19 protein-coding genes and 1 tRNA gene are annotated in these 19,922 nt (G+C 60.7%); 14 read left to right on the forward strand and 6 right to left on the reverse strand.

Annotated elements, in window-relative coordinates; translation table 11 throughout:
* Together L0H65_RS02375 and L0H65_RS02380 are read right to left on the reverse strand one after the other, a co-directional pair.
* Positions 1 to 1,109: tetratricopeptide repeat protein (locus tag L0H65_RS02375; RefSeq protein WP_301457157.1), on the reverse strand; the 1,109-nt coding region annotated here is incomplete at its 3' end.
* Positions 1,110 to 1,122: 13 nt separating this feature from the next.
* Positions 1,123 to 2,103: a hypothetical protein gene (locus L0H65_RS02380; protein ID WP_301457158.1), complete on the reverse strand. Its 981-nt coding sequence runs from the start codon at positions 2,101 to 2,103 to the stop codon at positions 1,123 to 1,125.
* 267 nt (positions 2,104 to 2,370) lie between these two features.
* Here L0H65_RS02380 and thyX point away from each other — a divergent pair, with 267 nt between their 5' ends.
* The 3 genes from thyX to hisH all read left to right on the forward strand — a co-directional run bounded on the left by thyX (position 2,371) and on the right by hisH (position 5,206).
* The gene (thyX, locus tag L0H65_RS02385) at positions 2,371 to 3,276 is read left to right on the forward strand and encodes an FAD-dependent thymidylate synthase (RefSeq protein WP_301457159.1); all 906 of its coding nucleotides are present in this window, start codon (positions 2,371 to 2,373) and stop codon (positions 3,274 to 3,276) included.
* Positions 3,277 to 3,970: 694 nt separating this feature from the next.
* The gene (gene hisB / locus L0H65_RS02390) at positions 3,971 to 4,558 is read left to right on the forward strand and encodes an imidazoleglycerol-phosphate dehydratase HisB (RefSeq protein ID WP_301457160.1); all 588 of its coding nucleotides are present in this window, start codon (positions 3,971 to 3,973) and stop codon (positions 4,556 to 4,558) included.
* Positions 4,559 to 5,206 (forward strand): imidazole glycerol phosphate synthase subunit HisH, encoded by a 648-nt coding sequence (gene hisH, locus L0H65_RS02395; RefSeq protein ID WP_301457161.1) that lies wholly within the window; start codon positions 4,559 to 4,561, stop codon positions 5,204 to 5,206.
* Here hisH and L0H65_RS02400 read toward each other — a convergent pair.
* Together L0H65_RS02400 and L0H65_RS02405 are read right to left on the reverse strand one after the other, a co-directional pair.
* Complete coding sequence (locus L0H65_RS02400; protein WP_301457162.1) at positions 5,203 to 6,117, reverse strand: DMT family transporter; 915 nt, start codon at positions 6,115 to 6,117, stop codon at positions 5,203 to 5,205. The genes hisH and L0H65_RS02400 overlap by 4 nt on opposite strands.
* A 74-nt stretch (positions 6,118 to 6,191) precedes the next feature.
* Positions 6,192 to 6,572: a DUF2147 domain-containing protein gene (locus tag L0H65_RS02405; protein ID WP_301457163.1), complete on the reverse strand. Its 381-nt coding sequence runs from the start codon at positions 6,570 to 6,572 to the stop codon at positions 6,192 to 6,194.
* Positions 6,573 to 6,746: 174 nt separating this feature from the next.
* Here L0H65_RS02405 and hisA point away from each other — a divergent pair, with 174 nt between their 5' ends.
* From hisA to L0H65_RS02425, 4 genes are all read left to right on the forward strand, one after another.
* Complete coding sequence (hisA, locus tag L0H65_RS02410) at positions 6,747 to 7,466, forward strand: 1-(5-phosphoribosyl)-5-[(5-phosphoribosylamino)methylideneamino]imidazole-4-carboxamide isomerase (protein ID WP_301457164.1); 720 nt, start codon at positions 6,747 to 6,749, stop codon at positions 7,464 to 7,466.
* Between the two features lie 121 nt (positions 7,467 to 7,587).
* Positions 7,588 to 8,349 carry an imidazole glycerol phosphate synthase subunit HisF gene (gene hisF, locus L0H65_RS02415; protein ID WP_301457165.1) on the forward strand — a complete coding sequence of 254 codons (762 nt, stop codon included), beginning with the start codon at positions 7,588 to 7,590 and terminating at the stop codon, positions 8,347 to 8,349.
* Positions 8,346 to 8,885 carry a YcxB family protein gene (locus tag L0H65_RS02420; protein ID WP_301457166.1) on the forward strand — a complete coding sequence of 180 codons (540 nt, stop codon included), beginning with the start codon at positions 8,346 to 8,348 and terminating at the stop codon, positions 8,883 to 8,885. Before hisF ends, L0H65_RS02420 begins: the two co-directional genes overlap by 4 nt.
* Complete coding sequence (locus tag L0H65_RS02425; RefSeq protein ID WP_301457167.1) at positions 8,882 to 9,193, forward strand: phosphoribosyl-ATP diphosphatase; 312 nt, start codon at positions 8,882 to 8,884, stop codon at positions 9,191 to 9,193. The genes L0H65_RS02420 and L0H65_RS02425 overlap by 4 nt, the downstream gene beginning before the upstream one ends.
* A 10-nt stretch (positions 9,194 to 9,203) precedes the next feature.
* Here the strand turns inward: L0H65_RS02425 and L0H65_RS02430 are convergent, their stop codons facing one another.
* Together L0H65_RS02430 and rlmB are read right to left on the reverse strand one after the other, a co-directional pair.
* Positions 9,204 to 9,629: a CoA-binding protein gene (locus L0H65_RS02430; protein WP_301457168.1), complete on the reverse strand. Its 426-nt coding sequence runs from the start codon at positions 9,627 to 9,629 to the stop codon at positions 9,204 to 9,206.
* Positions 9,630 to 9,911: 282 nt separating this feature from the next.
* Complete coding sequence (rlmB, locus tag L0H65_RS02435; protein ID WP_301457169.1) at positions 9,912 to 10,700, reverse strand: 23S rRNA (guanosine(2251)-2'-O)-methyltransferase RlmB; 789 nt, start codon at positions 10,698 to 10,700, stop codon at positions 9,912 to 9,914.
* A gap of 161 nt (positions 10,701 to 10,861) precedes the next feature.
* Between rlmB and L0H65_RS02440 the strand changes: the two genes are divergently transcribed.
* The 7 genes from L0H65_RS02440 to L0H65_RS02470 all read left to right on the forward strand — a co-directional run.
* A tRNA-Tyr gene (locus L0H65_RS02440) sits at positions 10,862 to 10,945 on the forward strand.
* Positions 10,946 to 11,184: 239 nt separating this feature from the next.
* Positions 11,185 to 12,297: an S-(hydroxymethyl)glutathione dehydrogenase/class III alcohol dehydrogenase gene (locus tag L0H65_RS02445; protein WP_301457175.1), complete on the forward strand. Its 1,113-nt coding sequence runs from the start codon at positions 11,185 to 11,187 to the stop codon at positions 12,295 to 12,297.
* A gap of 176 nt (positions 12,298 to 12,473) precedes the next feature.
* A complete protein-coding gene (locus L0H65_RS19775) occupies positions 12,474 to 12,719 on the forward strand; it encodes a hypothetical protein (RefSeq protein WP_367651968.1) in 246 nt (81 codons plus the stop codon).
* A gap of 201 nt (positions 12,720 to 12,920) precedes the next feature.
* Entirely contained in the window at positions 12,921 to 14,318 is a 1,398-nt protein-coding gene (locus L0H65_RS02455) for an oligosaccharide flippase family protein (protein ID WP_301457171.1), read from the forward strand.
* Positions 14,315 to 18,283 carry an amino acid adenylation domain-containing protein gene (locus tag L0H65_RS02460; protein ID WP_301457172.1) on the forward strand — a complete coding sequence of 1,323 codons (3,969 nt, stop codon included), beginning with the start codon at positions 14,315 to 14,317 and terminating at the stop codon, positions 18,281 to 18,283. Before L0H65_RS02455 ends, L0H65_RS02460 begins: the two co-directional genes overlap by 4 nt.
* A 106-nt stretch (positions 18,284 to 18,389) precedes the next feature.
* Complete coding sequence (locus tag L0H65_RS02465) at positions 18,390 to 19,076, forward strand: GntR family transcriptional regulator (protein WP_301457173.1); 687 nt, start codon at positions 18,390 to 18,392, stop codon at positions 19,074 to 19,076.
* 135 nt (positions 19,077 to 19,211) lie between these two features.
* Positions 19,212 to 19,922, forward strand: a 711-nt coding sequence (locus L0H65_RS02470) for an aminotransferase class III-fold pyridoxal phosphate-dependent enzyme (protein ID WP_301457174.1), incomplete at its 3' end; no start/stop codon positions are given.

Here is a 19,922-nt window from a genome sequence, read left to right on the forward strand (position 1 = left end):
AGCGAATAGCCGATCTGCGCGCCGACCAATGTGCTGCTGCGCCCATCGGTTGCCGTGTCGAACCGGTTGACGATAACGCTTGCGGTGATGATGTCGTCATTGCTCCGTTGCCGCAGCACCGTGCTGCGAATGCCGAAATTACGGTCGCCGCGTTGGCCCGGCTGTTTTGATCGCAGTTCCAAATCCAGCGCAGAGTCGAGAAGTGCCGTCGAACCGATTGGGATACGATGCCCGAAACTCAGGCCCAGAAAGCTGTAATCGTCGCCGCTTTGATAGATCTGACGCCCCAACTCACCCTCAACGCTGAACTGCTGCGGGTTCGTGTCAACGCGCCACTCATGTCGCAACGACATCGAATAGCGGCTGGAACCGAACCCCGGATCGCCGCCCAGCCGCACTTTTTCCGCCGCACTCAGGTTAACCCGCCGCAGCGAGATATCCGCGCCCACTGTGGTTTCACTGCTTTGCGATTGGCGCAAACGGTAGCCGAGGCTGACCGCGCCAGTGGCAACCATGCCCTTCACCGCCTGCGCATCGGCGCTCAGGCTGCCGACATAGGGCAAGCCGTCGATGATATTGTACTGACCGGAACTGCCATTGTTCACATTGTCCGACGGCTGCATGGAGAAGGCGAGTTTCACCGCCCAAGGGTTGCGCGCTCGCACCGCTTGAAACTGCGCGATGGTTTCATCCTTGCGCTCGGCATCGGGTGCGGCTTCGGCTGATTTGCGCAGCCACCATTGCGATGTCGTCAACGCCCCGCGCCGGAACGCCAATTCTGCCGCCAGATGCGCGGATTGGTAGGATTGCTCCGGCGTTTCGGAATAATGGTAGGCTTGTTTCGCCGCGGCTTCCGCGTCACGGAAGTGGCCCAGACGCAACAGGCTGTTGGCGTTCAGGAAATGCGCGAAACTGTCGGCTTTGTCCTTTTGCACCAAAACCGTCGCGATTTCCAACCCTATATCGGGACGGCCCTGCTGAATCGCGGCCAAACCCATGGCGCGCGCCTCCTGCACGCTGACAGTCTGGTCAAGCTCCGGTGCTGCGCTTTGCGCCAATCCCATCGGAGCCGCCAAAACGGCGGTTGCGAGAAATGCTGCTATGCGCAACCACTGCATTGCCTTACGGGCCAGTGTATTCGGGGGCCGTTCCAGTGCAACTCTCGCCTGCCGTTGCGGTCAGCCCGCATTGATCCAGCACGAACACGCCACGTTCAATTGCGCCTTCGATCTTTGTATCCGCGTCGTTGTACACTTTCTCATCCATGAAAACCGAACCAGCGATGCTGGATCCGTTGGCACCACCAATTACGCCACCATACTTACCGGTTGCGTCTTTATTTGGACTGATGATTCCGGGGCGGTTCGAACTGCCGGAAAAGGTACCGTTGGGTTGAATATCGGTGATCGTCAACACCACATTTTCCAGTTGAAGCGCGACACCATCCCTGTACCGGGGGTCCGCCGGGTCATTGGTGACAGCAACGCCTTGCGCAACTCTCCCCTTGATCACGCCGTTGATCTGATTGTCGGCGAAGTTTGCATTGACGAACACATCGCCAGTCACCCTTACGGCTTGCCCCGGCACTTCCTCGGGCACTGTATTGGGACGCCCAACGATGTCCTTCGCGATATTTCTTGCGCCGCCACCATTCCACAATCCGGCATATTTCCCTTTATACGAAACCTGACCGTTTCCGGAACCTGGACCGGTCGCGTCAGGTGGCGTATAGGCACCCGTCCGCGCATATGTTGTGCCTTGGGAGGCCGTGTTGAACTGACCGCCATCGCCGGCGACAATTGCACTCGTCGACCCATCAACGCTGCTGGCGGCAAGTCCAAAGAACAATCGGTCAAGCGGGTCCTCTTGAACCGCAAAGGCAACATAGCCCGGCACATCCGCGCGCGGCTCACGTTTCCAGTTTGCATTTATCGGCGTGGTATCTATGCCGCTGATTGCAATCAAAAGCGTGTCCGGGTTGCCACCGATGCCTTTGATCACCTTCGCGCTGGACAGATGGCCTTTCAAGTCGTCTGGGACCAACACCGGAGCAGTCGCGCCGGTGCCTGCACCGCCTCCACCCGTCGTGTCATCGGGAAGCAAAGAGTTTCCGCTGCATGCAGATAGTACAAGGGTCACGGCCCAAGGGGCCAGGATCGAAGATTTCATGATGCCTACTCGATTGCCTCTTTTTTCCGAAACAATGCCCGTCGGCCCCCTTCAATGTCAATCACCGCCCCGTGAAGCCATGCGCTTTGGTGCAAAAAGGTCGCGTGGTTTTGCGGCCTTGCCCCTGCTGCCCTGCATCTCGTATGCTGCCGCCGAACGCCCCATAGATGTGGGGTTCATCCATCAGACATGAGGCTGCAAATGTCCCTTTCCCCCGACCAGATTGCCGAGATCGAGGCGCAGCGCGCCACCGCCAAGCCCACATTGCGCGCGGTTTCCGATGGGATGGAGGCGCATCTTTACCGCGCGCATGAGGTGCTTGACCACGGCTTCATCCGGGTGATCGACTATATGGGCGATGATGCCGCCATCGTGCAGGCCGCCCGTGTCAGCTATGGTGCCGGAACCAAACACGTTTCCAATGACGAAGGCCTGATCCGCTATCTGATGCGCCATTGGCATTCGACCCCGTTCGAGATGTGTGAAATCAAGCTGCACGTCAAATTGCCGGTGTTTGTGGCGCGCCAATGGATCCGCCACCGTACCGCCAACGTCAACGAATACTCCGCCCGCTACTCGATTCTGGATCGGGAGTTCTACGTCCCCGCGCCGGAACATCTCGCGGCGCAATCACTGGTGAACAACCAGGGCCGGGGTGAGGTTCTGACGGGGGCGGAGGCAGCAAAGGTGCTGGAAATGCTGAAACGCGATTCGAATATGGCCTATGACCATTATGAAGAAATGCTCAGCCAGGAGGGGCAACAGGGTCTGGCGCGGGAGTTGGCGCGCATGAACCTGCCGGCCAGCATCTATACCCAATGGTATTGGAAGGTCGATCTGCACAACCTGTTCCACTTCCTGCGTCTGCGCGCCGACGCCCACGCGCAGTATGAAATCCGCGTCTATGCCGATGCGATCTGCAAAGTGGTGGCGGATTGGGTGCCCATCGCTTTCGCCGCGTTTGAGGATTACCGGATGGGCGGCGCGACCCTGAGCGGCACAGCGATTGAGTGTGTGCGCCGGATGCTCAAGGGCGAGGAGGTTACGCAGGAAACTTCGGGCATGAGCAAGGGGGAGTGGCGAGAGTTTATCGGGGTTGTGGGATGAATGGAATGAAAACCGGCCGCAAAACCGGTCCATGTTATTTGTGTCATCCCGGATGATCACATTTTCCCCGGCGATCTGCCAGCTTGCGGCGAGATCGGTTCTGAGGGGATTTCGGGAGGGGGTGCCACCATCCTGATCCAGCTCACATGCACGCCACGCCGATACTGAAGATCCGGGCGCGCATTCAGCCCAGCGATGAGGTTGGACCAGCGATTGCAGAAGGCTTTGGGATTGCCGCACCATTTCACCAGGAAATGTTCCTAAGAGACAGGGTGTTAGCGGCCTATACACCGCTTCCGGTAAACATGCATTGACGGGCAATCGGCAACGCTTGGCTGAGTCCATCAACGGCCTTTACAAAACCGAAATAATGCGTCGGTGCAGTTCATGGAAAACACAGCAGGAGATGGCGTTCGAAACGCTGAAATGGTTTGACGGCGGGTCTCGGTGATTGCCAAAGCAATCACCTGCCTGGCAACGGATGCAAATAACGCCTAGCGATAATATCCCCGCGACCGAGGCTGAAGTAAACCAAGACGCCCAGATCAAAGAGTTCGATATGGTCGCGTAACCGGGGCCAATTGCCCTTCAGCAACCCCGGCACCGTTCGGTGGGCGGCAAGGCTTGGGTCTTTCCAACGGGGGGGCAGACGCCTATAACCCCGGTGCAATTGCAACTGACCCCGGAGCCGATGATGCGCAAGGCCAGCCTCAGCCGTGATACGAATGAGACGAAGATTTCAGTTACGGTCAATCTCGACGGGACAGGTGTTTCGAAGATGGTGACCGGGATTGGTTTTTTCGATCATATGTTGGACCAGCTCGCCCGTCATTCGCTGACGGACATTGAGATAACGGCCAAGGGTGATCTGCATATCGACGATCACCATACGGTCGAGGATTGCGGGATTGCGCTGGGGCAGGCATTGGTAAAGGCGTTGGGTGACAAGCGCGGCATCCGCCGCTATGGCAGCTTTCATCTCGCGATGGATGACGCGCTGGTACGTTGTGCCTTGGACCTGTCAGCGCGGCCCTTTCTGGTGTGGAACGTGCCCTTTCCGACGGCAAAGATCGGCGCCTTCGATACCGAACTGGTGCGCGAGTTCTTTCAGGCACTGTCTACCCATGGCGGCATCACGCTGCATGTCGATCTGATCCACGGGATCAACAGCCACCACATTGCCGAAGCTGCCTTCAAGGCAGTCGCGCGCGCGCTGCGCGAAGCGGTGGAAATGGACCCGCGCCAGACGGGAGCAATTCCTTCGACAAAGGGCAGCCTTTGAATGCTGACAGTTCTGGTCGATTACGATTCTGGCAACCTCCATTCCGCGCAAAAAGCATTTCAACGCATGGCGGCGGAGGTTGGCGGTGGTGACATCCTGGTTTCCTCACACCCCGATGATATCGCGCGGGCGGATCGCATCGTGTTGCCCGGTGACGGTGCGTTCCCGGCGTGCCGGTCGGCGCTTGGCAGCTTTGGCGGTTTGTTTGAAGCAATTGAGGATGGTGTGACCCGCCGCGCCGTGCCGTTTCTGGGGATTTGTGTCGGTATGCAGATGTTGGCGACCGTGGGGCGGGAATATCACGACACTCCGGGTTTCGATTGGATCGGTGGCGAGGTTGTGCGGATCACCCCGGCCGATCCCGCGTTGAAAGTACCGCATATGGGCTGGAATGACCTCGCGCTCAGCGGGGCAGGGGCGGCGCATCCGGTGCTGGCGGGGCTTGCCAGTGGCGATCACACCTATTTCGTCCATTCCTACCATTTCCGTGTGACTGACCCGGCGCAACGTTTGGCACACGTCGATTACGCGGGTGAGGTGACCGCAATAGTCGGGCGTGACAACATCATCGGTACGCAGTTCCATCCAGAAAAGAGTCAGGCCAACGGCCTGCGCCTGATTGGCAATTTCCTGCGCTGGGCACCTTAACGTCGCCGCAATACACGCCCGTCGATCACCGCCAGCCCCGCTGCGATCAATGCCATACCGGCGATATGGCGCGATGCCAGCGTCTCCCCCAGCACCAGAATCGCCAAGGCAATCGCGCTGACCGGGATCAGGAAGGTGACGAGTGCAAGGTTCACAGCCCCTGCACGCGCCAGCAATCGAAAGTAGATCAGATAGGCAAGTGCGGTCGACAGCACAGCCAGCCCAAGAATCGCCGCCAGTGGCACAGCGCCCGGCAATGGCCCCTGCCATGGGCGATCATGGAGCAGAACCAAAGGCAGCAATATCAGGCTGGAGGTGCAAAGCATCCCGAAAGCGGTTGCAAGCGGCGGCACGCCAAGTCCCTTGAACCGCCGTCCCCAGACGCTCGCCAAAGCATAGCAGAGCGCGGCGGCAAGGCAGGCGATCTGCGCCGCCACCGTAACCCCGCCCGAATGCAGTGCGGCGCCGTTCATCATCACAAGCACCCCGCCGAAGCCGACGAGCAGGCCGAGGGTTCTGGCCGGCGTCATTCGCTCATCCGTGGTGGCGAAATGGGCGACGACCAGGGTGAACAGCGGTGTCGTCGCGTTCAGGATCGCGGCCAAGGCGGAGCCGATTTCCCCTTGCGCCAGTACAAAGAATGAAAACGGCAGCGCATTGTTCATCAGGCCCATGACGAAAAGAGCACGCCATGCCGCCGCCCCTTTGGGGAACGCGGTGCCGGTGACCATCAGGACAATCCCGAGCGCCGCCGCAGCGAGCGTCACGCGCAGGTAAACGATGGTGAACGGCTGCAGATGGCCAACCGCCAGTTGCACAAAAAAGAACGACCCGCCCCACAAAAGCGAAAGCACACCCAGCAGAATCCAATCGCTGCGGCTCATCGTCATTTTTAGCGTCGGGGCGGGCATTTTCGCAATCCTTATCAGAGGCCAAGCCCCTGACTACGCATAAACCCGCCCCCGAACGACCCGAAAGCTGCGCTTTACTTCACGCGGCTCCAGACCTGTTTCTTGCAGATCGGACCCCAGCAACCGGAGACGTTGAGCGTATTGCCCTCCAGCGTCATTTTTGACTTGTATTCCTTGCCGGTCGAAGGCTGCCAGATCTTGCCACCCGAATAAGCACCACCGCCATTGGGCGACATATCCCAGACCAGTCGCTTGCCGAGATTGGGGGATTTATATTCGCCGCTATCCTTGAACGTGCGCGCGATCACGGCGCAGAGCTTGCCACCGCAAGGCGCGAATTTGACATAGGCGTAGGCACCGTCATCGACCTGCGTTTTCCACGTGCCTTCCACTGGATCGGCATGGGCCACCCCAGCCATCAGCGTCAGTGCGGCCGCGATCATCAATTTCTTCATTTTGGCTCCTCCCAAAATCTCCTCCCGTGCAGCTTCGCGATATTCCGTGCGCCGATCAAGTCTGACGTTGGGTCGCGTCGGATTTGCGGCGTGTGCCGGTTTTGGCGCAGTCCGCTTGGCAACCGCCTCCGGGCGTGTCAAAAGCCGCGCAACCCGTTTTGACAGGAGCGCCGAATGATCCTCTTTCCCGCCATCGACCTGAAGGATGGGCAATGCGTGCGCCTGTTGCGCGGTGAAATGGATGCGGCCACGGTTTTCGGCGATGATCCGGCAGCGCAGGCGGCACTTTTTGAGGGGGCAGGCTGTGAATGGCTGCATCTGGTCGATCTCAACGGCGCCTTTGCGGGTCAACCGGTGAACGCAGCGGCAGTGGAGGCGATTCTGGCGCGCGTAAAGGTGCCGTGCCAACTTGGCGGCGGCATCCGCGACATGGCAACGATTGAGGGCTGGCTCGCCAAAGGTCTGTCGCGTGTCATCCTTGGCACTGTCGCGGTGGAAAACCCGGCGCTGGTGCGGGAGGCGGCGCTTGCCTTTCCCGGCAAGGTCGCGGTCGGGATAGATGCGCGCAGGGGCAAAGTAGCAACCAAAGGTTGGGCCAACGAAACCGACGTGATGGCAAGTGATCTGGCAGGCAGCTTTGAGGATGCTGGCGTCGCTGCGATCATCTACACCGACATCGACCGCGACGGCGCGATGGAAGGTCCGAACATCGAGGCCACCGAAAAGCTGGCCCGCGCCGTCACCATTCCGGTTATCGCTTCGGGCGGCGTGTCCTCGATGTCCGATCTGATCGCGTTGAAGGAAACCGGCATCATCGCCGGTGCCATTTCCGGCCGCGCGCTTTATGATGGTGCGATTGATCTGGCTTCCGCCTTGCAAGCCCTGAAGATCTGACATCGCTTTCATCTGTTCAAAAATATCCTGGGGGGATTGGCCTTCAGGCCAAGGGGGGCAACGCCCCCGTGCCCGTCTCACCCCTTGCTCGAACCCCTATTCACAGCGTAAAAGTCATCCCATGCTGAAAACCCGTATCATCCCATGCCTCGATGTCGCCGACGGCCGCGTGGTCAAAGGCGTGAATTTCGTCGGGCTTCGCGATGCCGGTGATCCGGTCGAGGCCGCGCGCGCCTATGATGCCGCCGGCGCGGATGAGTTGTGCTTTCTCGATATCCACGCCACCCATGAAAACCGCGGCACAATGTTCGATCTCGTCACCCGCACCGCGGAGCATTGCTTCATGCCGTTGACGGTGGGGGGAGGGGTGCGCAGCCATCACGATGTCCGTGCGCTGCTGCTCGCGGGGGCGGACAAGGTGTCTTTCAACTCCGCCGCTGTTGTCGATCCCGATGTGGTCGCCAAAGCCGCCGACCGCTTCGGCTCGCAATGTATCGTTGTGGCGATTGATGCCAAGACCATTGCACCGGGCAAATGGGAGATTTTCACCCATGGTGGGCGCAATGCGACCGGCATCGACGCGGTGGAATTCGCCCGAACGGTTGCTGCGAAAGGCGCGGGGGAGATTTTGCTGACCTCGATGGACCGCGACGGCACCCGCGCCGGGTTCAACCTTGCCCTGACCCGCGCAATTGCCGATGCGGTGCCGATCCCCGTCATCGCTTCGGGCGGCGTTGGCACGCTGGATCACCTTGTCGAAGGTGTGATCATCGGCGGTGCAAGTGCGGTGCTCGCGGCGTCGATCTTCCATTTTGGCGATTTCACCATTGCGCAGGCCAAGGCCCATATGGCCGCCGCCGGTATTCCCATGAGGTTGCCATGACCGACCAGAATCCAACTTTGCGCTACGATCTTGCAGGGTTTAATCACAAAGCCACCTGCCTGATGCTGACAAAGAGAGCACTTCCGCAGGGATTTAACAAATGGAGATTGGGTTTTTACGGCTCACTTCTTTTTGCCGCAGCGGCGCTGCCGGTTGCCATGAGTCGCGGCTACGATATTGCCAGCCCGATTTATATGTTTTTTGTGATCTCGATCACCGCTTTGATGTTATGTCTGGCATTCAAAAGGCAAGCGCGCCTTTGGAAAACCGTTTCAACCTCGCCATTCCGCTCTGGGCCAACCACCCTTACCCTGTCGGATGCCGGTTTGACCATCGCGAATGCCGCCTCAACCACCACAATTTATTGGTCGCATATCGTCGATGTGATAAAAGGTAAAAACGGGATATTGATCCTTGCGGGTGCGCTGGATTATTTCGCCATTCCCGCAAATGCGTTTCAATCGCCTGAGGAGCAGGACGCGGTGCTGAAAACTCTCCGTGATAGAATTATGTCTGCAAAAGGTGCTGTGACATGACCGCCCTTGACCGCCTCGCCGCAACCATCGCCGCCCGAAAAACCGCCGACCCCGAAACCTCGTGGACCGCGAAACTCTTGGCCAAAGGCCCGGAAAAATGTGCCGAAAAATTCGGCGAGGAAGCGGTGGAGGCGATTATCGAGGCCGTCAAAGGCGACCGCGCCAAGCTGACGGCAGAGGCTGCAGACGTGCTTTATCACCTGCTGGTAATGCTGGCCGCGCGCGATGTTTCGTTGGCGGATGTCGAGGCGGAACTGACGCGGCGAGAAGGGCAATCGGGCATCGCCGAGAAAGCCGCCCGTCCGTAAAGCTGCACCTTCAAAGTCCCAGCCGACGCCATTCGATTGCCGGGCAGCGGTTTTGCACCATCTTCACGCCATGGGCTTGCGCAATCTTTGCGCCTGCCACACTCTCCACCCCCAGTTGCAACCAGATCACGCGCAGATGCGGCAGATCGGCTACCGCTTGTTCGACAATCGGCAGCACGGCATCGGATCGGCGGAACACATCGACCATATCGACGGCAAAACCCGCTGGAACATCGCTCAAACTGGCATAGACGGTTTCGCCCAGCAGCACCTCCCCGGCATGGCCCGGATTGACCGGGATCACCCTTTTGCCCTTGCCCATCAGGAACCGCATCACACCATGGCTGGGCCGATCCGCGTTCATCGAAGCACCCACCATCGCAATGACAGCGGTGTTTTGCAGAATTTGACGCAGCGTTTCATTGTCCGGGTTCATCGCAAGCCATTTCCTTTATGGGTCATAAAAAAGCGCCCGGGCAAAGTGCCGGGCGCAAGGCGTGGAACGAGGGACAGTAGAGGGACAGCGGGCGTTCCGGGCCCGCGTCATGATTGGATATGGGGGCGAAGCTGTGGAATACAAGGGACAATCGCGCATCCGTGATTTCACCGATTCAGCCCTTGCCAGAGGGCGGGGAGGGTATGCCGCCTTCAGGCTTTTGCACAAGGTAGCGGGCACGCGGTTTCCGCAAAAAAGCCCAAACCTGTCGATGCCTTCCGATCATTGCGCCCGCGTGACCGCTGCATAAAGCGCCACCGCCGCCGCATTTGATACGTTGAGCGAGCCAAAGCCACCCGCCGCAGGTATCCGTGCCACCACATCGCAGGTGTCCCGCGTCTTTTCGCGCAGTCCCGGCCCTTCCGCCCCCAGCACCAGCGCCACTGGACGACTGCCCACGGTTGCGAGCGCCTCTGACAGTGTGATTTCGGTTTCACCCGCGAGGCCGATCAAAACATATCCCATCGCGCGCAATTCTTCCATTGCATCGGACAGATTGCCAACACGCAGATAGGGCTGACGCTCTAGGGCGCCACTCGCGGTTTTCGCCAGCGCCCCGGTTTCGGGGGCGGAATGGCGATGCGGGGCGATCACGGCGCGCGCGCCGAACACCTCGGCCGAACGCAGAACCGCGCCGACATTGTGCGGGTCGGTCACGCGGTCGAGCAGCACAACCAAAGCCGCGCCAGTGCCGGAAATGGCGACATCGGCAAGATTGCCCCAGTTCAGCGGTTTTGCCTCCAGTGCCGCGCCCTGATGGACCGAACCTTCGTCGATCGGCACCGAGAACTTGCGCGGGTCAACGATTTCCGGCTCTACCCCACCTGCCGCAATCGCCTCCCCCAGCTTGTCGGCGGCGTTCTTGGTCAAGACCAGCCGCAGCTTTTCGCGCGCGGGGTTCAGAAGTGCGTCACGCACCGCATGCAGGCCGAAAAGCCAGACAGTTTCATTCGCGGCCTGCCGTTTGGCACGTTCCTTGTCGATCACCCATGAGGGTTTTTGCGTTGCCATCTGATCTGCCCTTTGCGCGCCGGATTGGGCGCAAGAATGGGCATAGGCGCGGGGCGGTGCAAGCGGAAAACCGGGGCGGGCTTGGTTTGCGCCATCAGCGTGAAAATCCGCCGCTTTGCGCTTGACGCCTCGCAGCCCGCACATTATTCACCCCGCTTAGTGGGCGATAGGCCGCAAGGTGTGGCAGGGGACTGTAACTCCCTCGAGGCGACTCACGCCTGGTTCGATTCCAGGATCGCCCACCATTTTCCGCTTTGGAAGATGACCCGAAAAAGGCCGCCGGCGTGACCCGGCGGCCTTTTGGGTCTTTCGCTTATATTTTGGCGTTGTGCGTGGGGCCGAGGCCGGGATTTAGGTATTTTTGCCAAGATGAAATGGGGGCGGGGTCGCAAAACCGATGCGGGTGGCGGGACATTGACTTGCGGGTGGGCGCGCGCTGGCGCAAGATGCGAGGAAATGTTCAGGAGAAAGGATCGTTTCCATGATGCGCACCCGTGCCGCCGTCGCTGTCGCCCCCGGTAAACCGTTGCAGGTGATGGAAGTGAATCTGGAAGGCCCGAAGGCGGGCGAGGTTCTGGTGGAGATCAAGGCGACCGGCCTGTGTCACACCGATGAATTCACCCGCTCGGGCGATGATCCGGAAGGGATTTTCCCGGCGATCCTCGGGCATGAGGGGGCCGGGGTCGTGCTGGAGGTTGGCGAAGGTGTGACCACGTTGGAAGTGGGCGACCATGTGATCCCGCTTTACACGCCGGAATGTCGGGAGTGTGAGTATTGCCTGTCCGGCAAGACCAACCTGTGCCAGAAAATCCGCATCACGCAAGGGCGCGGGCAGTTGCCGGATGGGACCACGCGGTTTTCGATGCTCGATGGCACGCCGATCCATCACTATATGGGCTGCTCCACCTTTGCCAATCACACGGTCATTCCGGAGATTGCCTTGGCCAAGGTGCGCAAGGACGCGCCGTTTGATAAAATCTGTTATATCGGGTGTGGCGTGACCACAGGCATCGGCGCGGTGATCAACACTGCCAAGGTGGAAATCGGCAGCCGTTGCGTGGTGTTCGGTTTGGGCGGCATCGGCTTGAACGTGCTGCAAGGCTTGCGCATGGCGGGGGCGGACCAGATTGTTGGTGTCGACCTCAACGACAGCAAGGAGGAGATCGGCCGCTATTTCGGTATGACCGATTTCGTGAACCCGTCAAAGGTCGAAGGTGATCTGGTGGCGCATCTGGTGGAATTGACCAAGGGCGGTGCGGATTACACATTTGACGCCACCGGCAATACGAAAGTGATGCGGACGGCACTGGAGGCGGCGCATAAGGGCTGGGGCGAAAGCATCATCATCGGGGTTGCCGCAGCCGGCGCGGAGATATCGACCCGGCCATTCCAGCTTGTGACCGGAAGGGTTTGGCGCGGGACAGCCTTTGGTGGGGCCAAAGGCCGAACCGATGTGCCGAAGATTGTCGATTGGTACATGAGTGGCAAGATCGAGATTGATCCGATGATCACCCACAAGCTGACGCTCGACCAGATCAACGAAGGGTTCGAGTTGATGCACCGGGGCGAATCCATCCGCGCCGTGATTGAATACTGATCCCGTGCCGGGCGCAAAGCCAAACGCCGGGCGGTGTCCGGGGTTTCGCGCTTGGGCTGGTTGCGGCGAGTTTGCAATTGGCGGCGCGGGATGGTGTCGAGGCCATGTCACAGGAGGTATAGGTCATTGTCGAATATCTGCGCTACAGCATCGACGCCGAGGGGCAGGCGCGGTTCATTGACGATTACACGGCGGCGGGCGCGGAATTGCTGCAATCGCCACCTGCCCTTTCGTTTGACATGAGCCGATGCGTCGAAGCCCCGGTGCAATTCATCTTGCGGATCGAATGGGCGGCTGCCGAGGCGCATCTGCAAGGGTTTCGTGGAAGTCGCGAATTTCAGAAGTTCTTTCCACATATCCGGGCCTGTCTGAACGACCTCGCGGATATGCGTCATGATGAACGGCTGTTGCCAAACGCCTAGTCTTTCCCCCGGAAGAGCGGCGTTGCGTCCGGAATGCCGACCGATGACAAGTTGCGCACAGGGGATCATTATTTTCGGCTGCGGCCATGAAATCGCCACACGGATTTGCGACCAGAACGCGTTGGGCAGGCCATGGTCTGCGCAGCGCGGATTGCGCAGGCCACGGCGCTGCTTCGGAAATCGGGTGAGTCAAAGGGCGGGATGAGCGACCAGATGCACACAACGGCGGTGCCGCAAGCCGGGATCATGCTGCGCGCCGCGCGGGGGTCGGTCTGGACTGCGATGTCCTTCGTGGCCTCGCAGGGATTTCGCCTTGGGTCCAACCTGATCCTGACGCGGCTGCTGTTTCCCGAAGCCTTCGGCATCATGGCACTTGTCACCATGATCCTGGTCGGTCTGACCCTGTTTTCGGATATGGGCACCGGACCTGCGATCATGCAAAGCAAGCGTGGCGATGAGCCGGATTTCCTGAACACCGCCTGGACGGTGCAGATCCTGCGCGGTGGCTTTTTGTGGCTGGCGGCTTGCGCCTTGGCCTATCCGGCGGCACTGTTTTACGACCAGCCGCTGATCGCGCAGCTTTTGCCGGTGGCCAGCCTGTCGCTGCTCTGTGCCGGGTTTGAACCGACGCGGGTGGATACTGCGAACCGCCACCTTCTGCTCGGGCGGTTGACGGCGCTGGATCTGGCGGCGACGCTGTTCGGCATCGCGGTGATGCTGATCCTTGCGGCGGCAATGCGCTCGGTCTGGGCCTTGGCCCTGGGGGGCGTCGTGACCGGCCTGACCCGTCTGGTTTTGTTGACCGTGTTCCTGCCCGGCGCGCGCAACCGTCTGCATTGGGACCGCGATGCCGGGCGTGAGTTGATGCATTTCGGTTTCTGGATATTCCTCGCCTCGGTCTGCGGTTTTCTGGTGTCGCAGGGGGATCGGGTGATACTGGGGAAATACCTGTCGATCCAAGGGCTTGGCGTTTACAATATTGGTGCGTTTCTGGCGATGTTTCCGGTCATGCTTGGCGCGACAGTCACCTCACGCATCCTGATCCCGATTTACCGCGAGCATCCGGAGGGCAGCGATCCGGTGGCACGGGCGCGGCTGGTGCGGCTGCGCTTCTATCTGACCGGCGGGTTGATCGCCTGTCTCACGTTCTTCGCGCTTGCCGGACCGTTCATTGTGCGGCTGCTTTATGATGATCGCTATACTTCGGCGGGCGGGGTGATGGTTGCCATCGCGTCGATCCAGATGGTTGCTATGGTGTTTCTCACCTATGATCAGGCGGCTTTGGCACGGGGGGATTCGCGTGGTTTTTTCGTCGTCAGCGCGGCAAAGGCGATGTTGCAGACCTTCGGCTTCCTGATCGGGGCGCATTATCTTGGGCTTGCGGGGGCGATGATCGGGCAGGTCGTTGGAATGTTGCTCTATTTCCCCATCATCTCGCGACTCGCATGGCGTCACAAGGTCTGGGATGCGCGCCATGATGCGCTGTTTCTGACACTGGCTTTGCTGTTGGGCGGATTTGCGGTCTGGGTGAACTGGTCGGATGTGGCGCTGTTGGTGCCGGGGTCGGGCGGCGGCTTCCATGGCGGGGCCACGCGATGACGGTGCCTCCTATCCCCGCGCCCCCGGATTGCTTCGCCCTGACCCCGGTTCAGGCTGGCATGGTCTATGACGCGCAGGCCGGGCTTGACCCATCGGTCAATCTGGAACAGGTCGTGGTACATCTGCCGGATGAGCCGCTGAACGTGGCAGCGATGCAGGCGGCATGGGACGATGCAATCAGCCGCCATCCGGCGTTGCGCCTGATGGTGCATCAGGATGCCGAGGGCGGGTTGACGCAATCGGTGGCGACCCCGTTCGCAGCCCCCTTGCGGTTGGAGGATCACGAAGGCGCGCATGATCCACAAACCGCTTTGACGGCGTTTCTGGCGCAGGACAGGGCGCGAGGCATTGATCTGGCGCGGGCCGCGAACTGGCGTTTGCATTGGTTGCGCTTTGGCCCGCGGCATTCGGTGCTGGTCTGGACGTTTTCCCATGTGATGCTGGATGGCCGCAGCTTTGCCCGGATATTGGAGGAGGTTTTCGCAACCTATGACGGGCAGTATGCGGAGTTGCCGGTCCTGACCGCGTTTCGTGACCATTGCGCCGCACTCGCTGCCATAGACCACACCGATGCAAAGGCGTATTTTCAGGGCTACCTCGGTGAATTTGACCGCGCCACGCCTTTGGGTTTTCAGCATCCCGCATCGTCGCACCCCGCCAATCAAACGCTGGAAGCTCATCTGGATGCCGCGCAGTCGCAGGCGTTGGCGCGGCGCGCAGAAACCGCGCAGGCCAGCTTTGCGACCATGGTGCAGGCGGCCTGGGGGCTGGTGTTGGCGCGGGTTGCCGGCGTGCCGGAGGCGGTGTTCGGCGTCACCCGCTCCGGTCGGTTTCTGACGCCGTTTTCGCGCGATGCCGTCGGCTGCCTGATCACGACGCAGCCGCTACGCATTGCGATTGCACCGGACATGACGCTCAACGCGCTATTGGCGCAGATCAGGGCCGCACAGCTTGAACAGCGCCCGTATGAGCATTTGGGCCTGACCGAAATAGCTGGCCTGTCGACTGTACCATCGGGGCGGCCGTTGTTTGACAGTCTGGTGATGGTGGAACGCCAAAGTCTTCATGAACGAATGCGGGCTTTGGGCGGCGTATGGAGTCAGCGCCGGGTGGAGCTGTTTGAAACCGGGGCGATGCCGATGACGCTCGGGGCCTACGGGGACGCGGAGTTGCTGTTGCGGCTGGAATTTGCGCCGCAAAGCATCGCCGCACCCGATGCGGCGCGCTATCTCGATTATATGCAACGATTGCTGGTCGCGATGGCAGCGGCAGCGCCGGAGGCGAAGCTGTCGGAACTGGCGATGTTGCCTGCGGCAGAGACGGCAGCGCTGACGGCGCTGGGCTTGCCTGAACATCCGTTGACGGGTGCCCCCTCCTGCATTGCCGACGGGTTTGAGGCGATCGCCCGCGCGCAACCGAACGCCATCGCCGTCGCACAGGCCGGGCAGGCGCGGCACTGGAGCTATGCCAAATTGGGCACTCGCGCCAACCAGCTTGCGCATGACATGATCGCGCGCGGCATCAGGCCGGGGGACCGGATCGGGCTGTGCCTGCCGCGCGGCCCGATGTTTGTGGCGCTGCTGCTGGCGGCGGCCAAGGTAGGTGCAGCTTTCGTGCCGATGGACCCGTCCTACCCTGATGAAAGCCTTGCCCAAATGGCCGATGACAGCGCGGTGACGTTAATCTATGCGCAGTTGGCGACGGGCTGGCTGACCGGGCGTGCAGTTGTTCTGACTAATGATGACTTGGCACGCGATGCACCGACCACGCCACCTGACCGCAGCGATCAACACCCGGACCTTGCGGCCTATGTGATTTATACTTCCGGCACCAGCGGCAAGCCGAAAGGCGTCGTGATTTCGCAACGCGGGTTTGCCGCCTATGCCGCTGCCGCGATCACCTCCTATCGGCTTTCGCCGGCTGATCGCGCCCTGCAATTCGCCGCCCTCAGCTTTGATGTCGCGCTGGAGGAGATGGTGCCGACACTGCTGGCCGGGGCGACATTGGTGCTGCGCGATGATGCGATGATCGCCTCACCGCAGGCCTTTGCGCAAGGCGTGGCGGCGGCGGGCATCACCGTTCTGAACCTGCCAACCGGGTTCTGGCAGGTGCTGCTGGCGGCGATGGCCGCCGATACGGCCAAGCTGCCCGCAACCCTGCGCCTGATGGTGGTGGGCGGTGAACGGATGCCACCCGATGCGCTGGCGCGCTGGTTGGCGCTGCCCGCTGTGCCGCGCCTGATAAACGCCTATGGACCGACCGAAGCGACGATCACCAGCGCTTGTTTTACGGCGGATGCTCCGGTCACGGGGGCGGAGGTTCCGGTGGGCAGGGCGATGGGCCATGCGTATTGCAGACTTCTCGCGCCGGATGGCAGCCTCGCCCCGATGGGTGCTGTGGCCGAACTCTGGCTCGGCGGGCAGGCGGTGGCTATGGGCTATCGGAACCAGAACACGCTGACGGCGCAACGATTTCAACCAGATCGCATTATCCAAGGGGGGCGCCTCTATCGCAGCGGGGATCTGGCGCGTTGGAATGACGGTGGGCAGTTGGTGGTTCAGGGTCGCAACGACCGCCAGATCAAGCTGCGCGGTTACCGGATCGAACCGGCAGAGGTGGAGGCATTGCTTGAAACCTTCCCGGCTGTTGCGCAGGCGCATGTCGGGCTGCTGGCACAGGGCGCTACCGGCGCGCGGCTGATTGGCTGGTTGCGCCCTTCGCAGCAGGATGCGCCGCCGGACTTGCCTGCGATGCGCCGCGCCTTGGCCGAACTCCTGCCCGAACCCAAGCGCCCCGAACTGGTAGTGGTAGGCAACTGGCCACAAACGCCCGGCGGCAAGATTGATGTCAAGCGGCTGCCAAGGCCGGAACAGCGCAACCGGATTGACGCAACGCCTGCGCCCGGCGATTCGCGAACCGCACCGATCATCGCGGTTTTCGCCAAGGTACTGGGCCGCGACGTGCCGGGGCCGGATGCTTCTTTCTTTGATCTGGGCGGACATTCGCTGATGTTGCTGACCTTGATCGGCCATTTGGAGACCGTATTTTCCCGTCGCCTTACCGTGGCGCAGGTGCATGCCCATCCGACCCCGCGCAGCCTCGCGGATTTGATGGACCGGCCGCTTTCGCATGCACCGAGAACGGGGTCGAACACCGGGTTGAACGCTGATCTTGCGGATTGCGTGATGCCGATCCAACCTATGGGCGATGCCGTGCCGATTTACGGAGTGCATGTTCTGGGGGTGAACGGCAGCTTTTTCCGCCCGCTGGCGCAGGCGATGGGACGGAACCAACCGATTTTCGGGCTGACCGTCGGTTTGCTCAGTGCTGATACTCCAACCACGGTGGGCGACACGGCAGAGCTTTATTTCCGCGTGATCGAAAAACATCGGCCGCAGGGGCCGGTAGCACTGGTCGCCGTGTCACTCGGCAGCTATATCGCGCTGGAACTGGCGCAACGCCTGATTGCGGCAGGGCGTGAGGTCCGGTTTTTCGCGGTGATGGATGCCGAAGGGCCGACCGGGCGCGACAAGATCCGGGGCTGGCACTGGGCGCGGGCGCATCTGGCGCTGCTGCGCCAAGGTGGTCTGGAATATCTGCGCCGCTTTGCCGGCACCAAATGGGCCAATCAAAAGCACCGGCTGGCAAAGCTGCGTCTCTCGCTGCGTGACCGGTTCTTGCGGGCCGGTCCGGTGGTGAACTCGGTCGAAGGCTTCGTTGCCGCCAATGAGGCCGCGATCCGCAATTACCAGCCCGCACCGTTTCCGGGCCGGATTACGGTGATCCGCGCAAGGGCGAGTGTGTTTGACAGTGACAAGGCGATAGAAGACGGGCTTGGCTGGGCTGATGTGGCGCAGGGTGGGTTGGAGGTGATCGACGTGGAGGGTGACCATCTTTCTATTCTGGACAGGCCGGGGGTTTTGCAGGTGGCGCGGGCGTTTACGCGACTGCTGACGCGTGTGTGATCGTCCGCGCGGCCATAATTTGATCATAAGTCCACCAGTGTGATTTCTGACTGTGCAAGCGGCGTTGATCGGCTATGCTGTGAGCCAACCGAAGCAAAGCGCGGCGATGATGAAGAAACTGCCTGTCCATGAAATCACCTATCGCCGGTTGCGGGACATGGTGCTGTTTGGCGAACTCGCGCCGGGGCAGGCGGTCACGATTCAAGGCCTGGTGGAGGCGCTTGGTACCGGTATCACCCCGGTGCGTGAGGCGATCCGCCGCTTGACCGCTGAAGGGGCCTTGGAATTCAAGGGCAACCGGCGCGTGTCAGTGCCGGCGCTGACGCCTGACCATCTGGAGGAGTTGAGTTTCGCGCGTGCCGCGCTTGAACCGCATCTGGCACAATTGGCTTGCAACCTCATCACACCGGCGCAGATCGACGGTTTGGAGGCGATTGATGCGCAGGTGAACATAGCGATCCAAAAGGGCGATATCCGCGCCTATCTGGAGCAGAATTATCGTTTTCACACGACACTTTATACGGTGTCGGGACAGGAAATCCTGTGTGCGATGGTGCAGGGATTGTGGTTGCGCGTCGGCCCCTCGCTGCGCATTGTTTGCGGGCGCGATGGCACCCTTAACCTGCCCGACAGGCATGCCGAGGCGATCTGTGCGTTGCGGGCAAGCAGCGGCGACGGGGTGGCGCAAGCGATCCGGGACGATATTCTGCAAGGGCAGGAGCAAATCATCGTTGCGTTGCGCGAGGATGCACAGAGCCGGGCGCCGGGTGTGAGGTCCAGCATTGACAAATAGAAATATGATCATATTATTTGCGCCATTGTCCCGGATCGGATTTTCAGGGGTACGACGGCTTTGCGCTGCGTGAACGCCCGATCCTTTCCCGCCGCCGATCCGTTTTCCAGCCCATAATCCAAGCAGGAGTTTGCCATGAACGTCATCACCAACCACATGCCGACGAAAGAGCTTCAGGCGCTGGATGCGGCCCATCATATCCACCCGTTCACCGACGCGAAGGAACTGGAAGCGGCTGGCGCACGCATCATCACGCGGGCCGATGGCGTGACGCTGACCGATAGCGAAGGCAATCAGATCCTCGATGCGATGTCGGGTCTTTGGTGCGTCAACATCGGGTATGGCCGTCAGGAACTCGTCGATGCCGCGACACGCCAGATGCAGGAACTGCCGTTCTACAACACGTTCTTCATGACAAGCCACGTCCCGGCCATCGCCCTTGGCGCGAAACTGGCGGAGGTCGCTCCGGGGACGCTGAACCATGTGTTCTACGCCGGGTCGGGGTCCGAGGCGAATGACACCAATATCCGCATGGTGCGGCATTATTGGGCATCGAAAGGCAAGCCGGAAAAAACTGTGCTGATCGCGCGCAAGAACGGCTATCACGGCTCCACCCTTGGCGGCGGCAGTCTGGGCGGTATGCAAGTTATGCAATGGTCAATTGATTATCCCGAACGCATCGGAAACGCTTTCGTGATCGCGGCGGCGCCGAAACTTTCAACCCAGAACATCGCCTTCAACGAAGTCGCACGCCAGGCGATCCGGAGCGATCAGGACTTTCATGACGGCCACTACAACGATCATGCTGTGGGGCCTAACCGCGGTTTGATGCTGGCGCGCATGCTC

It is taken from the genome of Pseudorhodobacter sp., assembly GCF_030452865.1.
Classification (GTDB): domain Bacteria; phylum Pseudomonadota; class Alphaproteobacteria; order Rhodobacterales; family Rhodobacteraceae; genus Pseudorhodobacter.

What these genes read in the sequence shown, in the direction of transcription:
- thyX (WP_301457159.1), top strand. Translation starts at nt 2,371, where the DNA reads ATGTCCCTTTCCCCCGACCAGATTGCCGAGATCGAGGCGCAGCGCGCC.
- hisB (WP_301457160.1), top strand. Translation starts at nt 3,971, where the DNA reads ATGCGCAAGGCCAGCCTCAGCCGTGATACGAATGAGACGAAGATTTCA.
- hisH (WP_301457161.1), top strand. Translation starts at nt 4,559, where the DNA reads ATGCTGACAGTTCTGGTCGATTACGATTCTGGCAACCTCCATTCCGCG.
- L0H65_RS02400 (WP_301457162.1), bottom strand. Translation starts at nt 6,117, where the DNA reads ATGCCCGCCCCGACGCTAAAAATGACGATGAGCCGCAGCGATTGGATT.
- L0H65_RS02405 (WP_301457163.1), bottom strand. Translation starts at nt 6,572, where the DNA reads ATGAAGAAATTGATGATCGCGGCCGCACTGACGCTGATGGCTGGGGTG.
- hisA (WP_301457164.1), top strand. Translation starts at nt 6,747, where the DNA reads ATGATCCTCTTTCCCGCCATCGACCTGAAGGATGGGCAATGCGTGCGC.
- hisF (WP_301457165.1), top strand. Translation starts at nt 7,588, where the DNA reads ATGCTGAAAACCCGTATCATCCCATGCCTCGATGTCGCCGACGGCCGC.
- L0H65_RS02420 (WP_301457166.1), top strand. Translation starts at nt 8,346, where the DNA reads ATGACCGACCAGAATCCAACTTTGCGCTACGATCTTGCAGGGTTTAAT.
- L0H65_RS02425 (WP_301457167.1), top strand. Translation starts at nt 8,882, where the DNA reads ATGACCGCCCTTGACCGCCTCGCCGCAACCATCGCCGCCCGAAAAACC.
- L0H65_RS02430 (WP_301457168.1), bottom strand. Translation starts at nt 9,629, where the DNA reads ATGAACCCGGACAATGAAACGCTGCGTCAAATTCTGCAAAACACCGCT.
- rlmB (WP_301457169.1), bottom strand. Translation starts at nt 10,700, where the DNA reads ATGGCAACGCAAAAACCCTCATGGGTGATCGACAAGGAACGTGCCAAA.
- L0H65_RS02445 (WP_301457175.1), top strand. Translation starts at nt 11,185, where the DNA reads ATGCGCACCCGTGCCGCCGTCGCTGTCGCCCCCGGTAAACCGTTGCAG.
- L0H65_RS02455 (WP_301457171.1), top strand. Translation starts at nt 12,921, where the DNA reads ATGAGCGACCAGATGCACACAACGGCGGTGCCGCAAGCCGGGATCATG.
- L0H65_RS02460 (WP_301457172.1), top strand. Translation starts at nt 14,315, where the DNA reads ATGACGGTGCCTCCTATCCCCGCGCCCCCGGATTGCTTCGCCCTGACC.
- L0H65_RS02465 (WP_301457173.1), top strand. Translation starts at nt 18,390, where the DNA reads ATGATGAAGAAACTGCCTGTCCATGAAATCACCTATCGCCGGTTGCGG.